This window comes from Bradyrhizobium ivorense, from assembly GCF_900696085.1.
Lineage (GTDB): Bacteria > Pseudomonadota > Alphaproteobacteria > Rhizobiales > Xanthobacteraceae > Bradyrhizobium > Bradyrhizobium ivorense.
In genome coordinates, this window is the sequence record NZ_CAADFC020000032.1 from 173,373 (window position 1) to 190,749 (window position 17,377).

Genomic DNA, 17,377 nt, shown 5'->3' on the forward strand with positions numbered 1-17,377 from the left:
AGAGAGCACTAAAAGGCGCCTAAATCTCATTACATGCCTCCTAGGAATTTGTACGTTCAACAATTGGAAGTTCGGCCAGCTTCTTCGAGATTCAGTCCGTCTATGCCATTATCGGCAAAATTCGAGCTGCCACGGAGTTCCGTGGCTGACGCCAGCCAATGAAACCTCGATTATCAGTCGCCAGACCCTTTGTCAGCTCCCGATCCAGCGGGTGTGGGTCAAAATGACAATTTGTTCTTGATTTGTTCAATTTGACCTAGTTTAGCAGCAGAACTGACAATTGGTGGCGATCAGCTCACGCGTCCAACCATACTGAGGGCTGAGGCCGCTTTTATCGGGCGATGACCAGCCAGCACTAGCCGTCGGGGACCAAGACAAAGAGGAAACAGTGCAGACGCCCCGTAAGCGCTCAGCCGGGGCCCTATTGAGGCTGGCTTGACGCCTTGCGGAAGCGCCACGGCATGAGGTCGCCGATTCTGCTATGGGGATGGCCGTCGATAATCGCCTCGAGTGTTTCGGCGATGTAGCCGGCCGGATTGACGTCGTTGAGTTTGCAGGTGGCGACGATCGAGGCCAGTAAGGCCCAGTTTTCCGCTCCGATTTCATGTCCGGCGAAGAGAGCGTTTTTCCTGGTCAAACAGATTGGCCGGATGGCGTTCTCGACCGGGTTGGTGTCGAGCTCGAGACGTCCGTCTTCGAGGAAGCGGGTCAGCCCCTGCCAATGATTGAGGGCATAGCGGATGTCCTCCGCGAGCGTCGAACCGCTGGAGATCATCGACAGCTGTTTCTCAAACCACGACTTCAACGCGGCTACCATGGGCAGCGAGTGCTCTTTGCGCGCGGCCAACCGGATGTCCGGCGATGAGCCGCGTACCATGGCTTCGATGGCGTAAAGCTGTGCGATGTGCCGCACGGCGGCCTCGGCGATCGGCGATTTGCTGTTGCGCACCAATTTCACGAAGCGCCGGCGCAAATGGCTCCAGCAATGCACGAGCGTCCAAGGCCCTTGCGGTCGAACGACTTCGGTCAGCCGGTCATAGCCGTCATAGGCATCGCATTGCAGGAAGCGTCCGCCAAAGCCGTCCAGGAACTGCTGCGCGAAGGCACCGCTGCGACCGGGGGCATATCTGAACAACACGATTGGCGGACTTGGACCGCTGTGGCCGCGATCGTCTGAGGCGATCGCCCAGAAGTAGCCTTTCTTCGTTTGGCCGCGCCCCGGATCGAGTACCGGCGCCTTGGTCTCATCCATGAACAGCCGATCCGCCATGGCCAGGTGGCGACGCATGTGGTCCGCGATGGGTTGAAGATGGAAGCAGGCGCGGCCAGCCCAATTGCCCAGTGTAGCCCGATCAAGCCGGATCCCCTGGCGCGCATAGATCTCGGCCTGACGGTAAAATGGCGTATGATCGCCAAATTTGGAGACGATCACGTGCGCGATGGCCGCTTCGGTCGGCAGCCCGCCGGGCACGACGTGCTCCGGTGCGTACGCCTGCGCGACAGGGCCTGAGCAGCGGCGACAGATGTATTTCGGGCGACGCGTGACCAGCACGCGCCATTGCGCCGGGATCACGTCGAGGCGCTTGCTGACGTCCTCACCGATCTTCGTCATGGCGCCACAACCGCACGGGCAGAGCGTGCTTGGTGGCTCGATGATCCGTTCCACTCGCGGCAAATGGGCAGGCAAGCAGCCGCGATTGCGATGAGAACCTTGATCCGGATCGCTCCGCGATCGTCCCTGGATGACCTTCTCGGCTCTTTCCTGCGCCGCGTCCAGAATGCCTTGCGCGATCTCCACGTCCTCGAGCGGCAAATGGTACTGATCTGGACGTAGCTTCTCGGATTTCGAGCCGAACTTGTCCCGTCGCAATTCGCCGAGAATGACCTCCAGCCGACGTCGCGCTTCCTCCGACGCCGCCAGTGCCCCCTGATGCTCGCTCAAGGTCGCCTGCGTTTGCGCCAGAAGCGCCTTCAGGCGTTCGTTTTCGTCGCGTAGCGCCGCGATGCTCATGCGCTATTTCGAGCACATCGGCGCCGCGCATGCCATGTTCAAAATTGCTTCCGAGTCATTCTGCCGCAGTTATCCTGCCACCTGCGGGCGCCGCGCTTCCTCCGGCCGGACCAACCTCCAATCCAGCCCCTCGAACAAGGCCGCGAACATCGCCGGCGACATGCGCATCACGCCGTCCGCGATCGTTGGCCAAACGAACTTGCAACCTTCGAGGCGTTTGTGCACCAACACCAGGCCCGTTCGGTCCCAGACCAAAATCTTGATCCGGTCCGCTCGTTTTGATCGGAACACGAAGGCCGCGCCGCTGAACGGATCGAGACCAAGCATCTCCTGCACCTTCGCCGCAAGCCCGTCGTGTCCACAGCGGAAGTCGATCGGCCGCGTGGCCACGTAAATCTTCAGATCAGCACCGGCCGCGATCATCGTGACGCTCGCACCGCACGGATCACCCGGGATAGCTGGTCAGCATCAATGGCCGTATCCGTCCGCAGCACGACATCGCCGATCGCGATCTCAAGCTTGATCGCCGGAACCTGACGCTCCTCCGACGCATCTTCCACAACCAGCGGCGCAAACGTCGGTGGAGACGCCTCGCACGGCGGCAACATACCTCGTTGTCGAAGCCGCCGTCGCCAATCGTAGACCTGCCAGCGCGTCGCTCCGTGCTTGCGCGCCACCTCGGATACCTGGGCGCCGGGTAACAGACTCTCGGCGGCGATCCGAGCTCTCTCAGCTTCCGACCGCACACGACGTCCGGACGGCCCTTCAAGGATCTCCAGCCGGCTCACCGACCCCGCCGATGAGCCGTCCAAATGGACGTCCTTTTTGCTGTCCAATCCCATCCCAAACCTCCGTACAAGCCGGAGGCTTCTTCGCATAGCTACCCAGATCCCGAAGCAAGGGTTCCGGCTAAGCGCTTACCCTCAACCAAGGCTTGGCGGCCTATACACTGCAGGTTGATTTCAAGACCTCATCGAACGGGCAATCGCACTGACGGCGTAAATGCAATAGCGAGCCCCAGAGAGCCGAAGGAATTGCTCAATCGTCGGCCGCAACCGCCCGATTGGCAGCTATTGAATCACCGGCTCGCCATGGAAACGACGGTGCAGCTTTTCGCTGACGCCGAAGCTGATCTCCAGGACGAGCCGCGGCGCGCGCTTGGCCAGCGAACCCGTATGGAATCCGAAGGGATCCTCGACAAAGCCGAAGCCTTCAGGGCCCGTCAGTTTTACGATTGCTCCGCGGCCATAGGTCCGCTCGATCTCCTCCAAGGGGTGGCCGACTGTGAGGGTGAACTGGTGCCGCAGGAAGCGCTGCCTGTGGCTGCCCATGACATAGAGATGCGGGCCCGACTTTTCGTCAACCGCTTCGATGTAGAAGAAGTACTTGATCATCCGCCAATCATCGAGATCGAAATGAAACCGGTCCTGTGAGGCCAAATGGAGGTCGTAGTCTTTCGCCTTCTTGCTCGGAAAGCTCCACCACAGCCGCGTCGCGGTGACGCGCGCCTCGCCTCCCAGGTAGTTCTGGGCGATCTGCAACAATAGCGGATCCTGCTGGACGCGGCGGGCCGCTTCGCAATCCAGCACGCGTTCGAAGAAGTGGCCGGTGACAATGGCTTTCCCTGTCGCAAGCTCGACCGAGCGATGGTCCTCGGCGACCAGCTCAATTTTGCGGTCGAAATTGCCGAAACAGGGCGTGCGTCGGGCAAAGGAAGAGATTTCCGAGGTGATATCGGTCGGAAGCCTGACGCCCTGAAATAACCCGTCTCGCCGCAACTGCTCCGTCACCTGCTCGACATCAAGTTCCGGGAAAAGCGTGTTCGTGGAATCGATGTGTTCGGGCGCAGCGGTCAACCTCCATGCGAGGTTGCGGAACAGCATCAGGCGTCCCAGCGCAAACATCGGCAACCACCGGGGATTTTCCTTGATGTCGGCTACATGTGTCGGCAACCGTCTGAGCATTCGCTGTAGTCTTGTGACCATTTCTTGGCTCGCTGTACGCAATACGGTGGAACCAGTACTTGCAGCAATTCAGACTCCGTTGTTGTTCCAAATTGGACCAAACCACGACGCGCTCTGTCATTCGGCGCACAAATTTGGTCACACGATTGACACCCAATCCACCATGCCGGCTATCGCGTCCAAGGAAGGTAAACTGAACATGACCCGGGCAGTCCGCTTCCGTGCGATTGACCCTGAGACATCTTCTGCTATCGCGAGAGCATCATCCACACTAGCGCTGCTTCCCGGAGACCGCAGCTGCGCTGCAAGACTGGTTGTGTCCTTGCATGCTGCAGAAGCTGCATTCGGTTCTCCAGACTGGAGTATTAGTCCGTTGTGGCCCCTTGGCAGACATTCACTTAAGCATCGTCGATGTCGGCTTTTGAGAGCAACGCAGACCTCGCTATCCCCGCCCGCACACCGGATTTATGAGTACACGCGGTTCGGCGTTCGGCTCCTGGAGCGGCGGCCTGATCCATGACTGGACCCACAGCTCCAATCCGCTGATCGCCTTCGCGCTGGTCAGCGTGGTGCCTGGCACGATCCCGTTTTTGGTGGTGCCGGCGCTGCGGCGCTGAATGAGAGCGTCTTCCAGCGAAGGGAGGCCTTCCGCCGAAGTCCGCTGGTCCCCAGTGAGCAGACGTTCGTAGCCCGTGCGGTGAGGTCCGAATGGAGCCAGCAGCGGAAAGTCCGGCGGTGCCGGAACGGAAATCAGGTTGTCCAGCGGATTGCCCTTGTGGCAGCATTCTTGAGCATCAAAACGTCCCAACCCATCATCACACTCGCATAGCCGCGTGCGATGGCAGATTGGACTTGCTCTTCCGTCAGAGCGACGGCGGACTTCGGCACCTTGGCGGCCGTCGTGGCTCGTTCGAACTGTTGAACGGCCTTCAAAAAGTCCGGGGTGTCGAACTGGCCGGGGCATCCCAGTTCAACGGAAAGATCGAACGGCGCAAGGACCAAGGCACTGATGCCCTCGACCGCGCAAATTGCCTCGATGTTGTCGATCGCTGACTTGGTCTCGACAATTATGTTGCAACTAATTGTGCCCCCAACCTTGGGCAAATAGTCTTCGAGCGATACTCCCCATCTCGAATGGCCGATGAAAGGGCCAAAGCCACGCCTCCCCCGGGGTGGATAGCGCGTCATCGCTACACATTCTGCAGCCTCTTGCGCGGTGTTCACCAGCGGAAACGTTATCCCTGCGGCTCCCATGTCGAGAGCCAGCTTCACCATGGCCTCATCGCACCTGCCGACCCTCACGATGGGACGGCATTTTGTACCGGCCGTGGACGCAATCATTGCGTGGAGGTGTTCGGGGCCAATTGCTCCGTGCTCCTGGTCGATTACGACCGCGTCTGCACCTGCCTGCGCCAACGCTTGCGTGACGACTGCTGAAGGGATTGTGCAGATGAACGTAGTACGGATTTTGGGCGCTGGTTCTGCCATCTCAAGCCCCTTGCGTTTCCACGTTGAGTTGCGGCGCAGCCCTCTTCAGTTCCGCAAGAAATTTGGCATTGACCGAACCGTTCGGTCAATAGAAATTTCAGCCGAGATGGCTAGCGCCTAACCGGCTGGGTCACAAGCGGTCGTGCTCGGTACAGGCTCGAGGAAGGCCACAAGCCCCTCAACCGGATTGTCAAGGCGCGTCGGTCTGAAGCGGCTGGTTCTTACTTGTGTACTGAAAGCCGAGTGCTTTGGCTGGTTCGGTCGGGCTTGCATTCCGAAGCTTGTGGCGTTCACCCGGCATCTCCACCTCCCGCATTGTGCCTCCGCTGTGCCGCAGCGGCTCCGGTGCTCGAAGCGGAAATGGTGGCTCGTGAGTAATGGCGAGGAGGTCGATCTTTGCCTCATTGATCCCGGATTTGAGGTCGGGCTCTACGTAGCGACCGATCTGCAAACTATGACGCGCGTATGGATGGGGGATGTTTCAGTAAAGACCGCCGTTGGTTCCGGCGCGATCGAACTCGACGGTTCCCGGGATCTGCGCCAACGCTCCGAACGCTGGCTTGGACTAAGCGGATTTGCCGAGAACAGGGATGCTGGGCGTCCGGTAAGGGCTGCCGCAGACCGTACTCGACCCGAGCAGCACGGCAGTTCTGGGCGTTCAGTTTGAGACTCCCCCGGCCGTCCGGTGAGTACAGATTTTGGACTGGCAGCGCGACGAGGAGCGTAGGAGACTAAGACCCAAATATGGGTGCCGCCTTCCGCAATGGCGTGGAAATTGGAGAGTTGTCATGGCCCATGCTCTCGCCCAGCAACCCGAGTACAGACTGAGTCAAGCGGCAATCGCCGGCCTTCGTACGTCGCTTCGCGGCACTCTCCTGCAACCCTCCGACGCTGGATACCACGAAGCGCGCTCGATCTGGAACGGCATGATCGCCAGGGAGCCAGCGCTCATCGCGCGGGTAAGCGGCGCATCGGACGTCGTCAGTTGTGTGAACTTCGCCCGCGAGAACGGACTGCCGCTGTCGATTCGAGGCGGCGGGCACAATATTGCTGGCGCCGCGCTCTGCGATCGCGGGCTGATGATCGACATGAGCTTGCGGCGTAGTGTGCGCGTCGACCCCGACAGACGCATCGTGCGGGCAGAGGGTGGCGCTATCTGGGGGGATGTCGACCACGAGTCGCAGCCATTCGGCTTGGTGGTTCCGGGCGGCATCGTGTCGAACACCGGCGTTGCTGGGTTCACGATGGGCGGCGGTTTCGGCTGGACCTCTCGCAAGTACGCGTACGCGGCGGACAATCTGACTTCCGTCGATATTGTCACCGCGGACGGCGAGCGTCTCCAAGCCAGCGAGACCGAGAACGCCGATCTGTTCTGGGCGCTGCGAGGTGGCGGCGGCAATTTTGGCGCCGTCACGTCCTTCGAGTTCCGAGCACATCCACACGGACCGCAGGCGCTATGCGGGATGATAGTGTACCCGATGGTGCAAGCACGCGACGTTGCGCATCAGTTTCGTCGGATCACTGCCACGGCGCCGGACGAGTTGTGCTGCTTGCTCATCCTGCGCATCGCTCCGCCTGCGCCATTCCTGCCCGAGGAGTTGCACGGCAAGGCAATTGCGGCGATTGCAGTATGCTGGACCGGCGATCCTGCCGCCGGACAGGATGTGATACGTGCGCTCAAGAGCTTCGGCAAGCCGGCTGCCGACACGATCACGGTAAAGCCGTTCATCGCACATCAGACTTTGCTCGATTCCGGCCAGCCGTTCGGCCGCCGCTATTACTGGAAGTCGGATTTCTTCGCCGACATGCGCGAGCGCCTGATCGATGCGATGGTCGAGCACGCCGAACGGATTACCTCTCCGCATTCCGCTGCTCTGTTCATGCACATGGGCGGCGCTCCTGCCCAACTCGATCGCGGGCTTAATGCCGTCGGTTTCCGGACGGCCCAATACGTGTTGAACGTGCAGGCGGCCTGGGAAAACCCACAGGAGGATCGCCGTCATATCGAATGGGCGCGCGAATACTGGGCGGCTATCCATCCGTTTTCGAGCGGCACCGGTTATATCAATTTCATGACCGAGGACGAGGGCGACACCCGCGTGCGCGCTGCCTATGGCAATCGTCTCTACGAGCGGCTTGCCGAGATCAAGGCCAGATTCGATCCTGGAAATTTATTCCACGGCGCACAGAACATCCCGCCGCGCTAGACACTCGTGGACACGCTGGAGGGCAGCCGTGGCGACCGGACGCGTCGTGCGTGAGGATCACAGTGTCATCGCCACGTCGGGGTTCCATTCAAGTCAGACCATGTTTCTGTAGTAGATCTGCCCCTCTTGATCATTGAGGCGTACCTGCCGAATTGGGAGATTCGCCATGAAATTTTCCCGTCGAATGGTCCTGCACTTGGGTTTGAGTGCCTTGGTTACGCCAGCCTTCCTGCGGATCGGGTGGGCTCAAACGTATCCCGCACGGCCGGTGCGAATGATCGTCCCGTTCGCTCCTGCCGGGACTACTGACATTTCAGCCCGCCTGATCGGCCAGTGGCTTTCTGACCGGCTAGGCCAGCAATTCGTTATTGAGAACCGAGCAGGGGCCAACGGCAACATTGGAACGGAAGCGGCGCTCAAGGCTGGTCCTGATGGCTACACGCTCCTGATGGTCGATGCGTCGCCCACCATTAATGCAACTCTCTATGACAAGCTCAATTTCAATTTCGTTCGGGATGCGGCTCCAGTGGCAACGGTCGCGCGTGTGCCGTTCATTCTCGTAGTCCATCCGTCCGTACCTGCGAAAACGCTCCCTGAATTCATCGCGTACGCGCAGGCCAATCCGGGCAGGATCAACTATGGATCGGCCGGGCGCGGCAGCACGCTCCATGTGGCAGCTGAGCTCTTCAAGATGTTGGCTGGAGTCGATCTTGTTCATGTGCCTTACAAGGGCGGCGGTCCCGCTATCACGGATGCGATCGGCGGCCAAGTGCAGGCCGTGTTTATTCCAGCGCCTGCAGGGATTGAATACGTTCGAGGCGGGCAGTTGCGCGCACTCGGTGTATCTAGTGCGAATCGATTTCGAACGTTGCCGGATGTGCCCTCCATAAGCGAGGTCATATCTGAGTACGACGCGATCACGTGGTATGGGTTAGTTGCGCCACGCGACACCTCTACGGCAATTGTTCAGGCTCTCAACAAAGAGATCAACGCGGGATTAGCTGATCCAAAACTGCAGGCACGTTTCGCCGAGCTTGGCGCAGAAGTATTCCCCGGATCATCAGCCGACTTCAGCAAGCTCATCGCCTCCGAGATCGAAAAGTGGAGCAAGGTGATCCGAACCGCAAACATCAAAATCGAGTGAATCCTCGGGCCGTTAAGGTCAGCTTTGGGTCCACAAGCCGATATCCCCGACGTGAGGTCGCGTGTCTGCTTGACCCGAAAGCGGTCGGCCACGCTCCGATGCTCGCCCTGCCCGGGCTTTCGACGCTTGAGCTTCAGGTATAATTATACCTCGACGGCTACTTTGCATGGGGTTGTTTTTCGACATTTTGGCAAGGACAAGTCCGGCCACGACGACGTGGACATGTCAGTCGCGGAAGCCCGCTGACCCGGCTCGTCATCCCGCCCGGGCCGGCATGCGATGGATCGACCGCCGCCCTAATTGTTGGTCTGCGGCAGCTCGTTCGGGCTGTACTGCTTGAACTCGAAGATCTTGCGCGTCAGGCCGGGCGCCAGCGCCGAGATCGGATTGACGCGCAGCACCGGCTGGCTCGGCGTGCCCACCACCTCATAGGTGACGCCGATCAGGCCTTCATTGCTGCCGGCGCCGAGGAAGATGCCGAAGAACGGGATCTGGCCGAACATGTTGTTCAGCCCGTACATCGGAATGAAGGTGCCGTTCATCCGCACCTGATTGCCGACATAGTCGATGCTGCCTTCGATGGTGGCGCCGATGCTCGGTCCCTTGACGACGCCGTTGCTGATCGAGAGCTTGCCGCTCTGCCGCGTGAACTCGGCGCGTAGCGCGTCGAAGGCGATGCCGTTCTGGGTGTTGACGGGGCCGCCCGCGACGGCGCGGTCGAGCTGGGTCTCGCCCTTCACCGAGAAGTCGCGCAAATTGATCAGGCCTTCCTTGGACCCCTGATCGGGCGTCGGCGGCTCCATCGCCAATGTCAGCTGGCCGCCGGCCACCTTCGAATAGGTATCGATGAAGCGGAGGAAGGCGCCGGCATCGGCGGTTTGCAGGTAGATCACCTCGCGGGCCTGCAGACGACGGATGTCGGCCGTAACAGGGGTATCGCGTCCGACCTTGCCGTTCAGCGTGAACGCCTTGAAGAAGCCGTTGCGGCGCGAGATCTTGGCATCGACGCCGCGCACCGCCTCGCCGTTGAATCCCATCACCGCGCCGAGCTTGAGATCGACATCGAAGTCGATGCCCTTGCTCTTGTTCTTGGTGTCGGAATCGCGGCCCGAGATCGCCGACTTCAGGAAGCCGCGGCCGTCGAACACGTCGCCGCGCATCGTCACCTTCATCACGCCGTCGGGGCCGCGATCGGCCCGCAGCGAGGTCTTGTCGCCGTCCGATGGCGCATAGGTCGGGAAGTTCGCATTGACGAGGTCGCCGTTCTGGTCGACCTCGAGCGAGCCCTTGATCGAGACGCCGCCGCCGTCGACCACGATATCCTCGAACCGGGTCGACTTGTCCTTCGGCACCACGTTGAAGGTCGCCTTGCTCGACCGGCCCGATGCCTTGACCCAGCCCGGCAGGATGTTGTCGAGCTTCAAGCGCGTGAGATCGGCCTCGATCCCCATCTTGGTGTTGTTGTCACCGCTGCCGATCTTGCCGGACAGCTTGATCGGGATATCGCCGGTCACTGCCGGGCCGAGATCCATGCCGAACCGCGCACGGGCGGCGTCATCCAGCGTCGCCTGCAGCTTGACGTCGGCATCGCCGTCGGCCGGCTTGCGGTAGTCGAGCGACGCCGCCTGACCGTTGATCTTGACGTCGCCTTTGACCTGGAAGCCGGCATTGCTGGCGATCACCTTGAGCGTATTGGCCTCGAGCTTCTGGTTCATCACCAGTTTGTCGACGGCTACGCCGGCGACATCGGCGGTGACCGAGTAGGTCGTGTCGGCCTTGGTCAGTTCGCCCTTCACCGGCATGCCGAGATTGATGATGGCGGTGACGTTGCCCTTGCTCGAATTGGGATCGATCGGCGGGCCGGAGAGATCGCTGAGCCGTTCGGAGGCAAGCATCTCGGCGGCCGCCGGCACCGAAGCGTCGACCCGGAACTTGACCTTCGACGGCGACGGCTTGGGCGCCATGTCGGGAATCTCGAAGGTGAAGTCCGAAAAATTGATCTTGCGGCCTGCCGGCGTGTCGGCGATGCCCTGGCCGATGGTGACGGTCGCGGTGCGGCCGGTCACCCTCGCCTTCAGGTCGGCGTCATGCACCGCCGGCATCTTGTCGACCGGGCGCACCGTGACGCCGGATGCGACGATGTTGACCGAGAGGCCGTCGTCCGGAATCGGCGGTCCCTTGCGCGACAGATTATGCACCGGCGAATTGACGCCGACATCGATGCGCTGGAGCGTGCCGCGGTCGATCCGCTCCAGCACCCATTCGCGCACCTCGGGCACGATGATGGTCGGCCACATCCGCTTCAGCGCCGACGCCGACATCGGCGTGCCGGCGAAACCGAGCTGCAGCCGCGGCTCGCCGGAATAGTCGACGCTGCCGGTGCCGGCGACGCCGATCTCGCCGTTGGAGATGTCGGCCTGGGTCAGCAGCACGCGCTTCTTGTCGGTGTCGAAGCGGAAGCCGATGTTGATGCGGTTGAAGATCAGCGGCGGTTCGGCCTTGTCGGAACCGGCCAGCACGATGGTGCCGCCCGACAGGCCCGCCTGCCAGTCGGTGACGTTGTCGTTCGGCGGCTCGAGGTGGCCGAGCAGCGTGATCCGGTTGGCGCCCGAGAGGATCTTGATCGGGGCCAGCAGCACGCGCCGCCCGGAATCCCATTCGAGGCTCATCTCGGCGGAATCGATCGCCATCGGATAGTCGGGCGTGTCGGTGTCGATGACATTGCCGGCGCCGGCGGCGATCTTGCCGCGGAAATAGGTCGGCAGGCCGTCGCGGCCGATCTCGCCCTTCAGTTCGCCCGACAGCGGCAGGTCGGCGGTATAGGTGAGATCCTTGGTCCGCAGCGCGAGCAGGATGTCGCTGGTGGAGACCTTGTCGGCCTTGATGTCGACCGAGCGCACGCCGTCGACCTGCGGCCCGATCACGACCCGCACCGACCAGGGCTTTGCGCCCTCCTCGCCGAAGCTGAGCGCCACGCCGCCATTGTGCGGGCGGCGCAGGCTCAGGCTGATATTCTCAAAGCTCCATTTGTTGCCGCGCTGCTGGTCGTCGACGACGAGATTGCCGTTCTTCAGGCCGATCTCGTTGAGGTTCTGGCCATCGAGGCCGGTCAGGCTGAGGCTGTCGAGCCAGTCGAGCCCCGCCAGCAGACCGCTTTGCGCCGTATCGGGTGCGGGCGCCGGTGTCGCCGGCTCCGGGGCGACCGGCTGCTGCTGCGCGCTAGGCCCGGGCCCCGGGCGCGGGAATGTCGGCGGCAGCCCGGCCTCTTTCTTGGAGGCTACACCGGTGGCGAGCGGTTTGGCGGTTTCGCCGGCGGACACCGTCACATAGCCGTCGGGCGTGATCCGCACCGACAGTTCCGCGTCGACCAAATTGAGGCTTTCCGCGCGCAGCTGTCCCATCAGCAGCGCCGTTCCCGACAGCCGCACCTCGGCCTTCGGCGCGCTGGCGACGACCGCATGGTCGCGATCGCGGACGATGATGTCGCGGATACGCACCGCGACCCTGATCCGGCCGGCGCGCTCGATCTGGGTGCCGCCGACCTCGACGGTATTGCCGTGGCCGATATTCTCCTCGATCGCGGCGGCAAGCCACGGCGTTGCGATGTCGAGGTTGATTGGCCCGGCGCCGAGCCGCCACCACAGCGCACCGAAACACGTGGCGAAGATCACGACGAGCACCGCCAGCACCAGCCCGATGCGGCGCAGCCAGCGCTCGCGGTTCATCCAGCGCTGCATGCCGGCGCAGTAATCCGTGAAGCGGTGCAGGCTGGTGTTGGAACGCGACAGCAATTGGCGCGCACGGTCTCCCGCCGCCTCATCCTGCTCGTCCCACGCGACGTGATCTTCCCATTGCGAGAGATCAGCCTCGGCGCGCGGATTTGGCCCCTGCGGCGACGTATTCCTAGCCATTTCCTCTCGGTGCTGGCGTTGAAGCTGATCGCCGCCACCGGCGCGCCCGTCGAACCGTATCGAGCGCTCCAGTGCCGGCATCGCTGCCAATCCTCGACTAATACCGCTACTCGGTGATGGCCCCAAGAAAGGACGAAAGCACCCAAACAAAAGCCGGTTCAACAAACGGACGGGTAACGCGTCGAATTCCTTGTCACCATACTCCCTGGCCATCAAACTTGCCCAGCGGCCGGTGCGAATCCGGCCGCCGCGAATGAGACCCGCAATACCCCAATGGTTGAGCTTCGGAAAGCGACGAAAGGAAGGCGTATGTCCAAGAAAACGCGCAAGAAATCCTCCAACACAACCGGAAAGCGGGCGGCAACGAAGATTGCGCGCGGTGCAGGCACCAGCACGAGGAAGTCCGCGACGAAATCCCGCACAACGGTTGCGAAGGCCAAGAAGGCCAAGCAGCCGGTCAAGACCAGGAGCGCCGCGGCCGTTCGAAGCAAAGCCTCGCACACGGCCACCTCGAAACCGTTAAGCGCGAAGCCGGCCGCCGCGAAGTCTGCCGGGACCATCCTCGCCGAAGGGGCCATGGCCCCCGCCTTCACCCTGCCCCGCGACGGCGGCGAGAGCGTCTCGCTGTCGGATTTCGCCGGCAAGAAGCTGGTGCTGTTCTTCTACCCTCGCGCCGACACCCCCGGCTGCACCAAGGAGGCGATCGATTTCACCCGGCTGAAAAGCGCGTTCGCCGCTGTCGGTACCGAGGTGCTGGGCATTTCCGCCGATACGGTTAAGGCGCAGGAGTCATTCCGCAACAAGCACCAGCTGTCGGTTCCTCTGATCTCGGATGAGCAGCATCAGATGCTGGAGACGTATGGCGTCTGGGGCGAAAAATCGTTGTATGGCAGGACCTTCATGGGGATTATTCGCACCACGGTTCTGGTCGATTCAGACGGCAAGGTGGCGCGCGTCTGGCGCCATGTGAAGGTCGACGGCCATGCCGACGCGGTGCTGGAGGCGGCCCGGTCGCTCTGATTGGAGCGGTTCCGTTTCCTGAAAATTAACCATGCCGGGCTCAAATCGCCCCCGCAAACAAGCCGTACGGAGTGTTTCCGACCGGCCGCGGGAGTACCGATGTCGAGCCGGTCCGGTCATCACCACCACAAGCCCCATCATCATCCGCATGACCATGGCCGGACGCCGGCGCGCCGCCCAGCCGCCGCCGCGATGCCGGCCTCAGGCGCCGGCTACACCATCGTTCACGCCGGCAAGCAGGTCCGGTTCGGGCCGCTGGTATTCTGGATCGCGGTCGGCACCGTCGTCCTGCTCGGCATGTGGTCGGCCGCGACCGCCACCTATTTCGCCTTCCGTGACGACGTCCTGACCCGGCTGATCGCCCGCCAGGCCGAGATGCAATATGCCTATGAGGACCGCATCTCCGATCTGCGCGCCAAGGTCGATCGCACCACCAGCCGCCAGCTGCTCGACCAGGAGCAGTTCGACCAGAAGCTCGACCAGATCATGAAGCGCCAGTCGGCGCTGGAATCGCGCGCCACCGCGCTCGGCTCGCTGCCCGACGTCAACGTCACCGGATCGGTCAAGCCGCAGGGCCGCGCCGAGGCCGCGCCCGCCTCCGGCACCGCAAAACCGTCGCCGATCAGCGACACCGTGATCTTCGTCGCCCCGCCGGACCGCGAAGCGCGGCTGGAATCGCGCACCCCCGCGGCCGCCAAGGCGGCGCCGAGCCAGTTCGCCAAGGTTCAGGGCGTCGACAGCGCGCTGGTCCGGCTGCAGACCTCGCTCGACCAGGTCGAGCGGCGCCAGATGGCGGCGCTCGCCTCCGCCGAGGACGGCGTCGAATCCCGGCTGCGCCGGATGCGCGGCGTGATCTCCGACCTCGGCCTCAACATGGCGCAGCTCGAAGCGGCAACGCCGCGCTCGGGCATGGGCGGACCGTTCGTCCCGGTCAAACTCTCGGCCGACGCCGGCGCGTTCGAGCGCCAGCTCTACCGCATCAACATCAATCGCGCGCAGATGCAGCGGCTGAACCAGACGCTGGCGCTGGTGCCCTATCGCAAGCCAGTCGTGGGCGAGGTCGAGTTCACCAGCGGCTTCGGCGTCCGCACCGATCCGTTCCTCGGCCGGCCTGCGATGCACACCGGCCTCGACTTCCGCGCTGCGCAGGGCGATCCGGTGCGCGTCACCGCCAACGGCAAGGTGGTGTCGGCCGGCTGGGCCGGCGGCTACGGCCGCATGGTCGAGGTCGACCATGGCAACGGACTGTCGACCCGCTACGGCCATCTCTCCGAGATCGGCGTCAAGGTCGGCGAATACGTGAGGATCGGCCAGGTGATCGGCGCGGTCGGCTCGACCGGCCGCTCCACCGGCCCGCATCTGCACTATGAGACCCGCATCGATGGCGAAGCGGTCGATCCGCAAAAGTTCTTGCGCGCCGGCGTGCGGCTCAGCGCGGGCTAGCTCTCCACTGTAGCGATCTGAAGATCGGCGCAAGCGAACCGCTTGCGCCGATTTTGTTTGGCGCATGATCAGCGGCGGCCGCCGCCGCCCATGCCGCCACCCGGACCGCCGCCGCCGAATCCACCGCCGGGCCCACCGGGTCCGAACGGACCTCCGCCGCCGGGACCCAACGGTCCGCCGCCACCACCGGGCGAGCCGAAGCCGCCGGGACCCGATGGACCGCTGTTGCCGGGATCAAGCGTCGGCGCGCCACCGTGGCTCATCGGCGGATTGGACGGCACACCACCGGGACCACCAGGCGCTGGGCCACCGCGGGGGCCGGACGCCCCGCCAGGTCCCATGCCGCCCGGCCGCTGTCCCGGCGCGCCAGGACTGCGCACCGACGAGCCGGGGAATTTGCCGACCGACTGCACCGATTCGACCCGCAGGCTGCGCGTCCCCTCGAGCGAGGCGTTGACCACGACCCGAGTGTCGGCAGCCGACGCAAAGCGTGAATTGTCGCGCGCGACGAAGCCGGAGCCGAGCTGCAAATTGCTGCCGACCCGGCGCACATAGGCCTCGATCAGCAGCCGGTTGGCGCCGCTAAGGTCGGAGAAGTCGTCGGCGCGGCTCTTCGCGACCTGCATCACGCCCTGCGCAACACGGCCCTCGGCCTGGACCCGCTGCCCGGCCAGCGCCGCATCGACACCGGTGAGCCGGAGATCGCCGATCCGCAGCGCGCCGGTTCGGTCGCGCTCGAGCGGCCCGGTGACGCGCATCGCGGTGTCGTGGCGCTGCTGCACCAGGCTCGCGACGATGACGCCGTCGGTGCGACGCAGTCCGAACACCGCGACCTGCGTGCCCGCCTTCAGCCAGCTCTCGCGGCCGGTCCAGGCGACCTTCTGGCCGAGCACCGTCAGCTCGCCGGATTTCGCCTGCTCGATCGGGCCGGTCACCTCGCTCGCCACGTCGATCCGCCCGGTCGACAGCGTGCCGTCGGCGCCGCGCCGTGCCACCACGCGCGCGACCTGGCCGATGTGCAGTGCCTTCGCCGTCGACGGCTCACCATCGATCCTCACCGGCACGTCGGCCGCATAGGCGATGCGCTCGCCATTGACGTAGATCGAACCGAAGCGCTGGATCACGCCGACAATGCCGGTGCCGCCGATGCCCTGATCGGATCCTGTGATCCCGGTGCCGCCGATGCCCTGGTCGTTACCGCGTTTTTTGACTTGCGCGCCGGCCAGCGAGGTTCCGGCAAGCCAGAACGCAGCGAGCAGCGCGCGGCGCGAAATGGTGGGACCGCTCACGACGCACCGCTTTCGTCGTCGGAATCATCGGCGGGACCGTCGGGTCCCTCGCGATAGATGTAGATGCCGAAATTCCAGCGATGATCGCCGCCCTTGTCCTTGGCCAGCGCGCGGTTGGCCTCGCGGTTGGCGACCTTCAGCGCATCCATCGCGAGCTCGCGCGAACGGCCCTCGAGCCGCTTGGCCAGCTTCGCCGACAGCCCGTCATAATGCACGGCGCGCTCGAGGAAGCGCGGGGACGCCGACGACACGTTGACCTCGGCCGCCGCGACATGGTCATGCAGATTGCGGCCGAGATAGTGCCATTTGCGATCGTCGTCACCGTGCGGCACGAAGGCTTCCTCGACCAGCACGATTTCGTCGTCGTCATTGATGGTGACGAGCTTGCGGTCGAGCCATTCGTCGAGCACCGCGCGCGGCCGCACGTCCTTGGTGATCGATTCGACCAGCGCCTCGAACGACGGCGCGGTGCCCTCGGCGGTGCGCGGCAGCGGCAGCGGATCGCCCTTGGCGTCGGTGAACTCAGGCGCGGCGAGCCAGCGCGCGATGATCGCGCTGGTGCGCGACAGCGTCGCCGGCACCGCGTTGACCGGCGCGCCGGCGCCGCGCAGCCGCGCCACCTCCTTGCGATGGATGCCGGTCAACAGGCTGACGCGGCTGTCGGTCTGCTCCTTGCCTTCGAGCGCGAAATCGTGCTCGGCAACGTTGACGTAGAGCTCGCGCAATAGCTGGGTCAGCGCCGGAAACGTCATGCCGCCGCGGATGCAAAGCCGGACCAGCGGCCGCAGCAGCCGCGCCAGCGGCGTGTGCAGCTTCGCCGCGGCGATCGACGGAGGCGATCCCGCTTTCGGTTTCGGGGCTTTGGCAACCATTGCGCCGTTCTACTACGGGCGCGGCGTG

Annotated in this window: 12 protein-coding genes and 1 pseudogene; 5 read left to right on the forward strand and 8 right to left on the reverse strand. The window is 63.5% G+C overall.

The annotated features are described in order from the left end of the window. Positions 1-421: 421 nt before the first annotated feature. The 4 genes from tnpC to CI41S_RS38160 all read right to left on the reverse strand — a co-directional run bounded on the left by tnpC (position 422) and on the right by CI41S_RS38160 (position 3,915). Positions 422-2,011: an IS66 family transposase gene (gene tnpC, locus CI41S_RS38145; protein ID WP_139864171.1), complete on the reverse strand. Its 1,590-nt coding sequence runs from the start codon at positions 2,009-2,011 to the stop codon at positions 422-424. Positions 2,012-2,080: 69 nt separating this feature from the next. Beyond that, positions 2,081-2,434, reverse strand: coding sequence for an IS66 family insertion sequence element accessory protein TnpB (gene tnpB, locus CI41S_RS38150; RefSeq protein ID WP_139486162.1), 354 nt, complete (start codon positions 2,432-2,434; stop codon positions 2,081-2,083). Beyond that, entirely contained in the window at positions 2,431-2,853 is a 423-nt protein-coding gene (gene tnpA, locus CI41S_RS38155) for an IS66-like element accessory protein TnpA (RefSeq protein WP_139481344.1), read from the reverse strand. The genes tnpB and tnpA overlap by 4 nt, the downstream gene beginning before the upstream one ends. A gap of 228 nt (positions 2,854-3,081) precedes the next feature. Next, on the reverse strand, positions 3,082-3,915 hold the full coding sequence (locus tag CI41S_RS38160) for a hypothetical protein (RefSeq protein ID WP_244626821.1): 834 nt from the start codon (positions 3,913-3,915) through the stop codon (positions 3,082-3,084). Positions 3,916-4,454: 539 nt separating this feature from the next. Here CI41S_RS38160 and CI41S_RS38165 point away from each other — a divergent pair. Continuing rightward, positions 4,455-4,592, forward strand: a pseudogene (locus tag CI41S_RS38165) (MFS transporter); the annotation flags it as partial. Positions 4,593-4,725: 133 nt separating this feature from the next. On the opposite strand, the gene CI41S_RS38170 reads toward CI41S_RS38165, so the two are convergent. Then, a complete protein-coding gene (locus CI41S_RS38170) occupies positions 4,726-5,463 on the reverse strand; it encodes an HpcH/HpaI aldolase family protein (protein WP_139864173.1) in 738 nt (245 codons plus the stop codon). A gap of 788 nt (positions 5,464-6,251) precedes the next feature. Here CI41S_RS38170 and CI41S_RS38175 point away from each other — a divergent pair. Both CI41S_RS38175 and CI41S_RS38180 read left to right on the forward strand, forming a co-directional pair. Continuing rightward, positions 6,252-7,670, forward strand: coding sequence for an FAD-binding oxidoreductase (locus tag CI41S_RS38175; protein WP_139864174.1), 1,419 nt, complete (start codon positions 6,252-6,254; stop codon positions 7,668-7,670). Between the two features lie 166 nt (positions 7,671-7,836). Further along, positions 7,837-8,814 (forward strand): Bug family tripartite tricarboxylate transporter substrate binding protein, encoded by a 978-nt coding sequence (locus tag CI41S_RS38180; RefSeq protein WP_139864175.1) that lies wholly within the window; start codon positions 7,837-7,839, stop codon positions 8,812-8,814. Between the two features lie 296 nt (positions 8,815-9,110). Here CI41S_RS38180 and CI41S_RS38185 read toward each other — a convergent pair whose 3' ends face one another. Further along, the gene (locus CI41S_RS38185) at positions 9,111-12,806 is read right to left on the reverse strand and encodes a YhdP family protein (protein WP_139864176.1); all 3,696 of its coding nucleotides are present in this window, start codon (positions 12,804-12,806) and stop codon (positions 9,111-9,113) included. Positions 12,807-13,034: 228 nt separating this feature from the next. On the opposite strand from CI41S_RS38185, the gene bcp reads away from it, so the two are divergent. Next, a complete protein-coding gene (gene bcp, locus CI41S_RS38190; RefSeq protein ID WP_139864177.1) occupies positions 13,035-13,745 on the forward strand; it encodes a thioredoxin-dependent thiol peroxidase in 711 nt (236 codons plus the stop codon). A gap of 99 nt (positions 13,746-13,844) precedes the next feature. Then, positions 13,845-15,188 (forward strand): M23 family metallopeptidase, encoded by a 1,344-nt coding sequence (locus CI41S_RS38195; protein WP_139864178.1) that lies wholly within the window; start codon positions 13,845-13,847, stop codon positions 15,186-15,188. A gap of 68 nt (positions 15,189-15,256) precedes the next feature. Here CI41S_RS38195 and CI41S_RS38200 read toward each other — a convergent pair whose 3' ends face one another. Together CI41S_RS38200 and CI41S_RS38205 are read right to left on the reverse strand one after the other, a co-directional pair. Next, the gene (locus tag CI41S_RS38200; RefSeq protein ID WP_139864179.1) at positions 15,257-16,477 is read right to left on the reverse strand and encodes a DUF5666 domain-containing protein; all 1,221 of its coding nucleotides are present in this window, start codon (positions 16,475-16,477) and stop codon (positions 15,257-15,259) included. Then, positions 16,474-17,349: a DUF6502 family protein gene (locus CI41S_RS38205; RefSeq protein ID WP_139483965.1), complete on the reverse strand. Its 876-nt coding sequence runs from the start codon at positions 17,347-17,349 to the stop codon at positions 16,474-16,476. The genes CI41S_RS38200 and CI41S_RS38205 overlap by 4 nt, the downstream gene beginning before the upstream one ends. Between the last annotated feature and the right edge of the window lie 28 nt (positions 17,350-17,377).

Coding starts and splice junctions, on each gene's coding strand:
- tnpC (WP_139864171.1), bottom strand. CDS start 2,011: ATGAGCATCGCGGCGCTACGCGACGAAAACGAACGCCTGAAGGCGCTT.
- tnpB (WP_139486162.1), bottom strand. CDS start 2,434: ATGATCGCGGCCGGTGCTGATCTGAAGATTTACGTGGCCACGCGGCCG.
- tnpA (WP_139481344.1), bottom strand. CDS start 2,853: ATGGGATTGGACAGCAAAAAGGACGTCCATTTGGACGGCTCATCGGCG.
- CI41S_RS38160 (WP_244626821.1), bottom strand. CDS start 3,915: ATGTTTGCGCTGGGACGCCTGATGCTGTTCCGCAACCTCGCATGGAGG.
- CI41S_RS38170 (WP_139864173.1), bottom strand. CDS start 5,463: ATGGCAGAACCAGCGCCCAAAATCCGTACTACGTTCATCTGCACAATC.
- CI41S_RS38175 (WP_139864174.1), top strand. CDS start 6,252: ATGGCCCATGCTCTCGCCCAGCAACCCGAGTACAGACTGAGTCAAGCG.
- CI41S_RS38180 (WP_139864175.1), top strand. CDS start 7,837: ATGAAATTTTCCCGTCGAATGGTCCTGCACTTGGGTTTGAGTGCCTTG.
- CI41S_RS38185 (WP_139864176.1), bottom strand. CDS start 12,806: ATGCCGGCACTGGAGCGCTCGATACGGTTCGACGGGCGCGCCGGTGGC.
- bcp (WP_139864177.1), top strand. CDS start 13,035: ATGTCCAAGAAAACGCGCAAGAAATCCTCCAACACAACCGGAAAGCGG.
- CI41S_RS38195 (WP_139864178.1), top strand. CDS start 13,845: ATGTCGAGCCGGTCCGGTCATCACCACCACAAGCCCCATCATCATCCG.
- CI41S_RS38205 (WP_139483965.1), bottom strand. CDS start 17,349: ATGGTTGCCAAAGCCCCGAAACCGAAAGCGGGATCGCCTCCGTCGATC.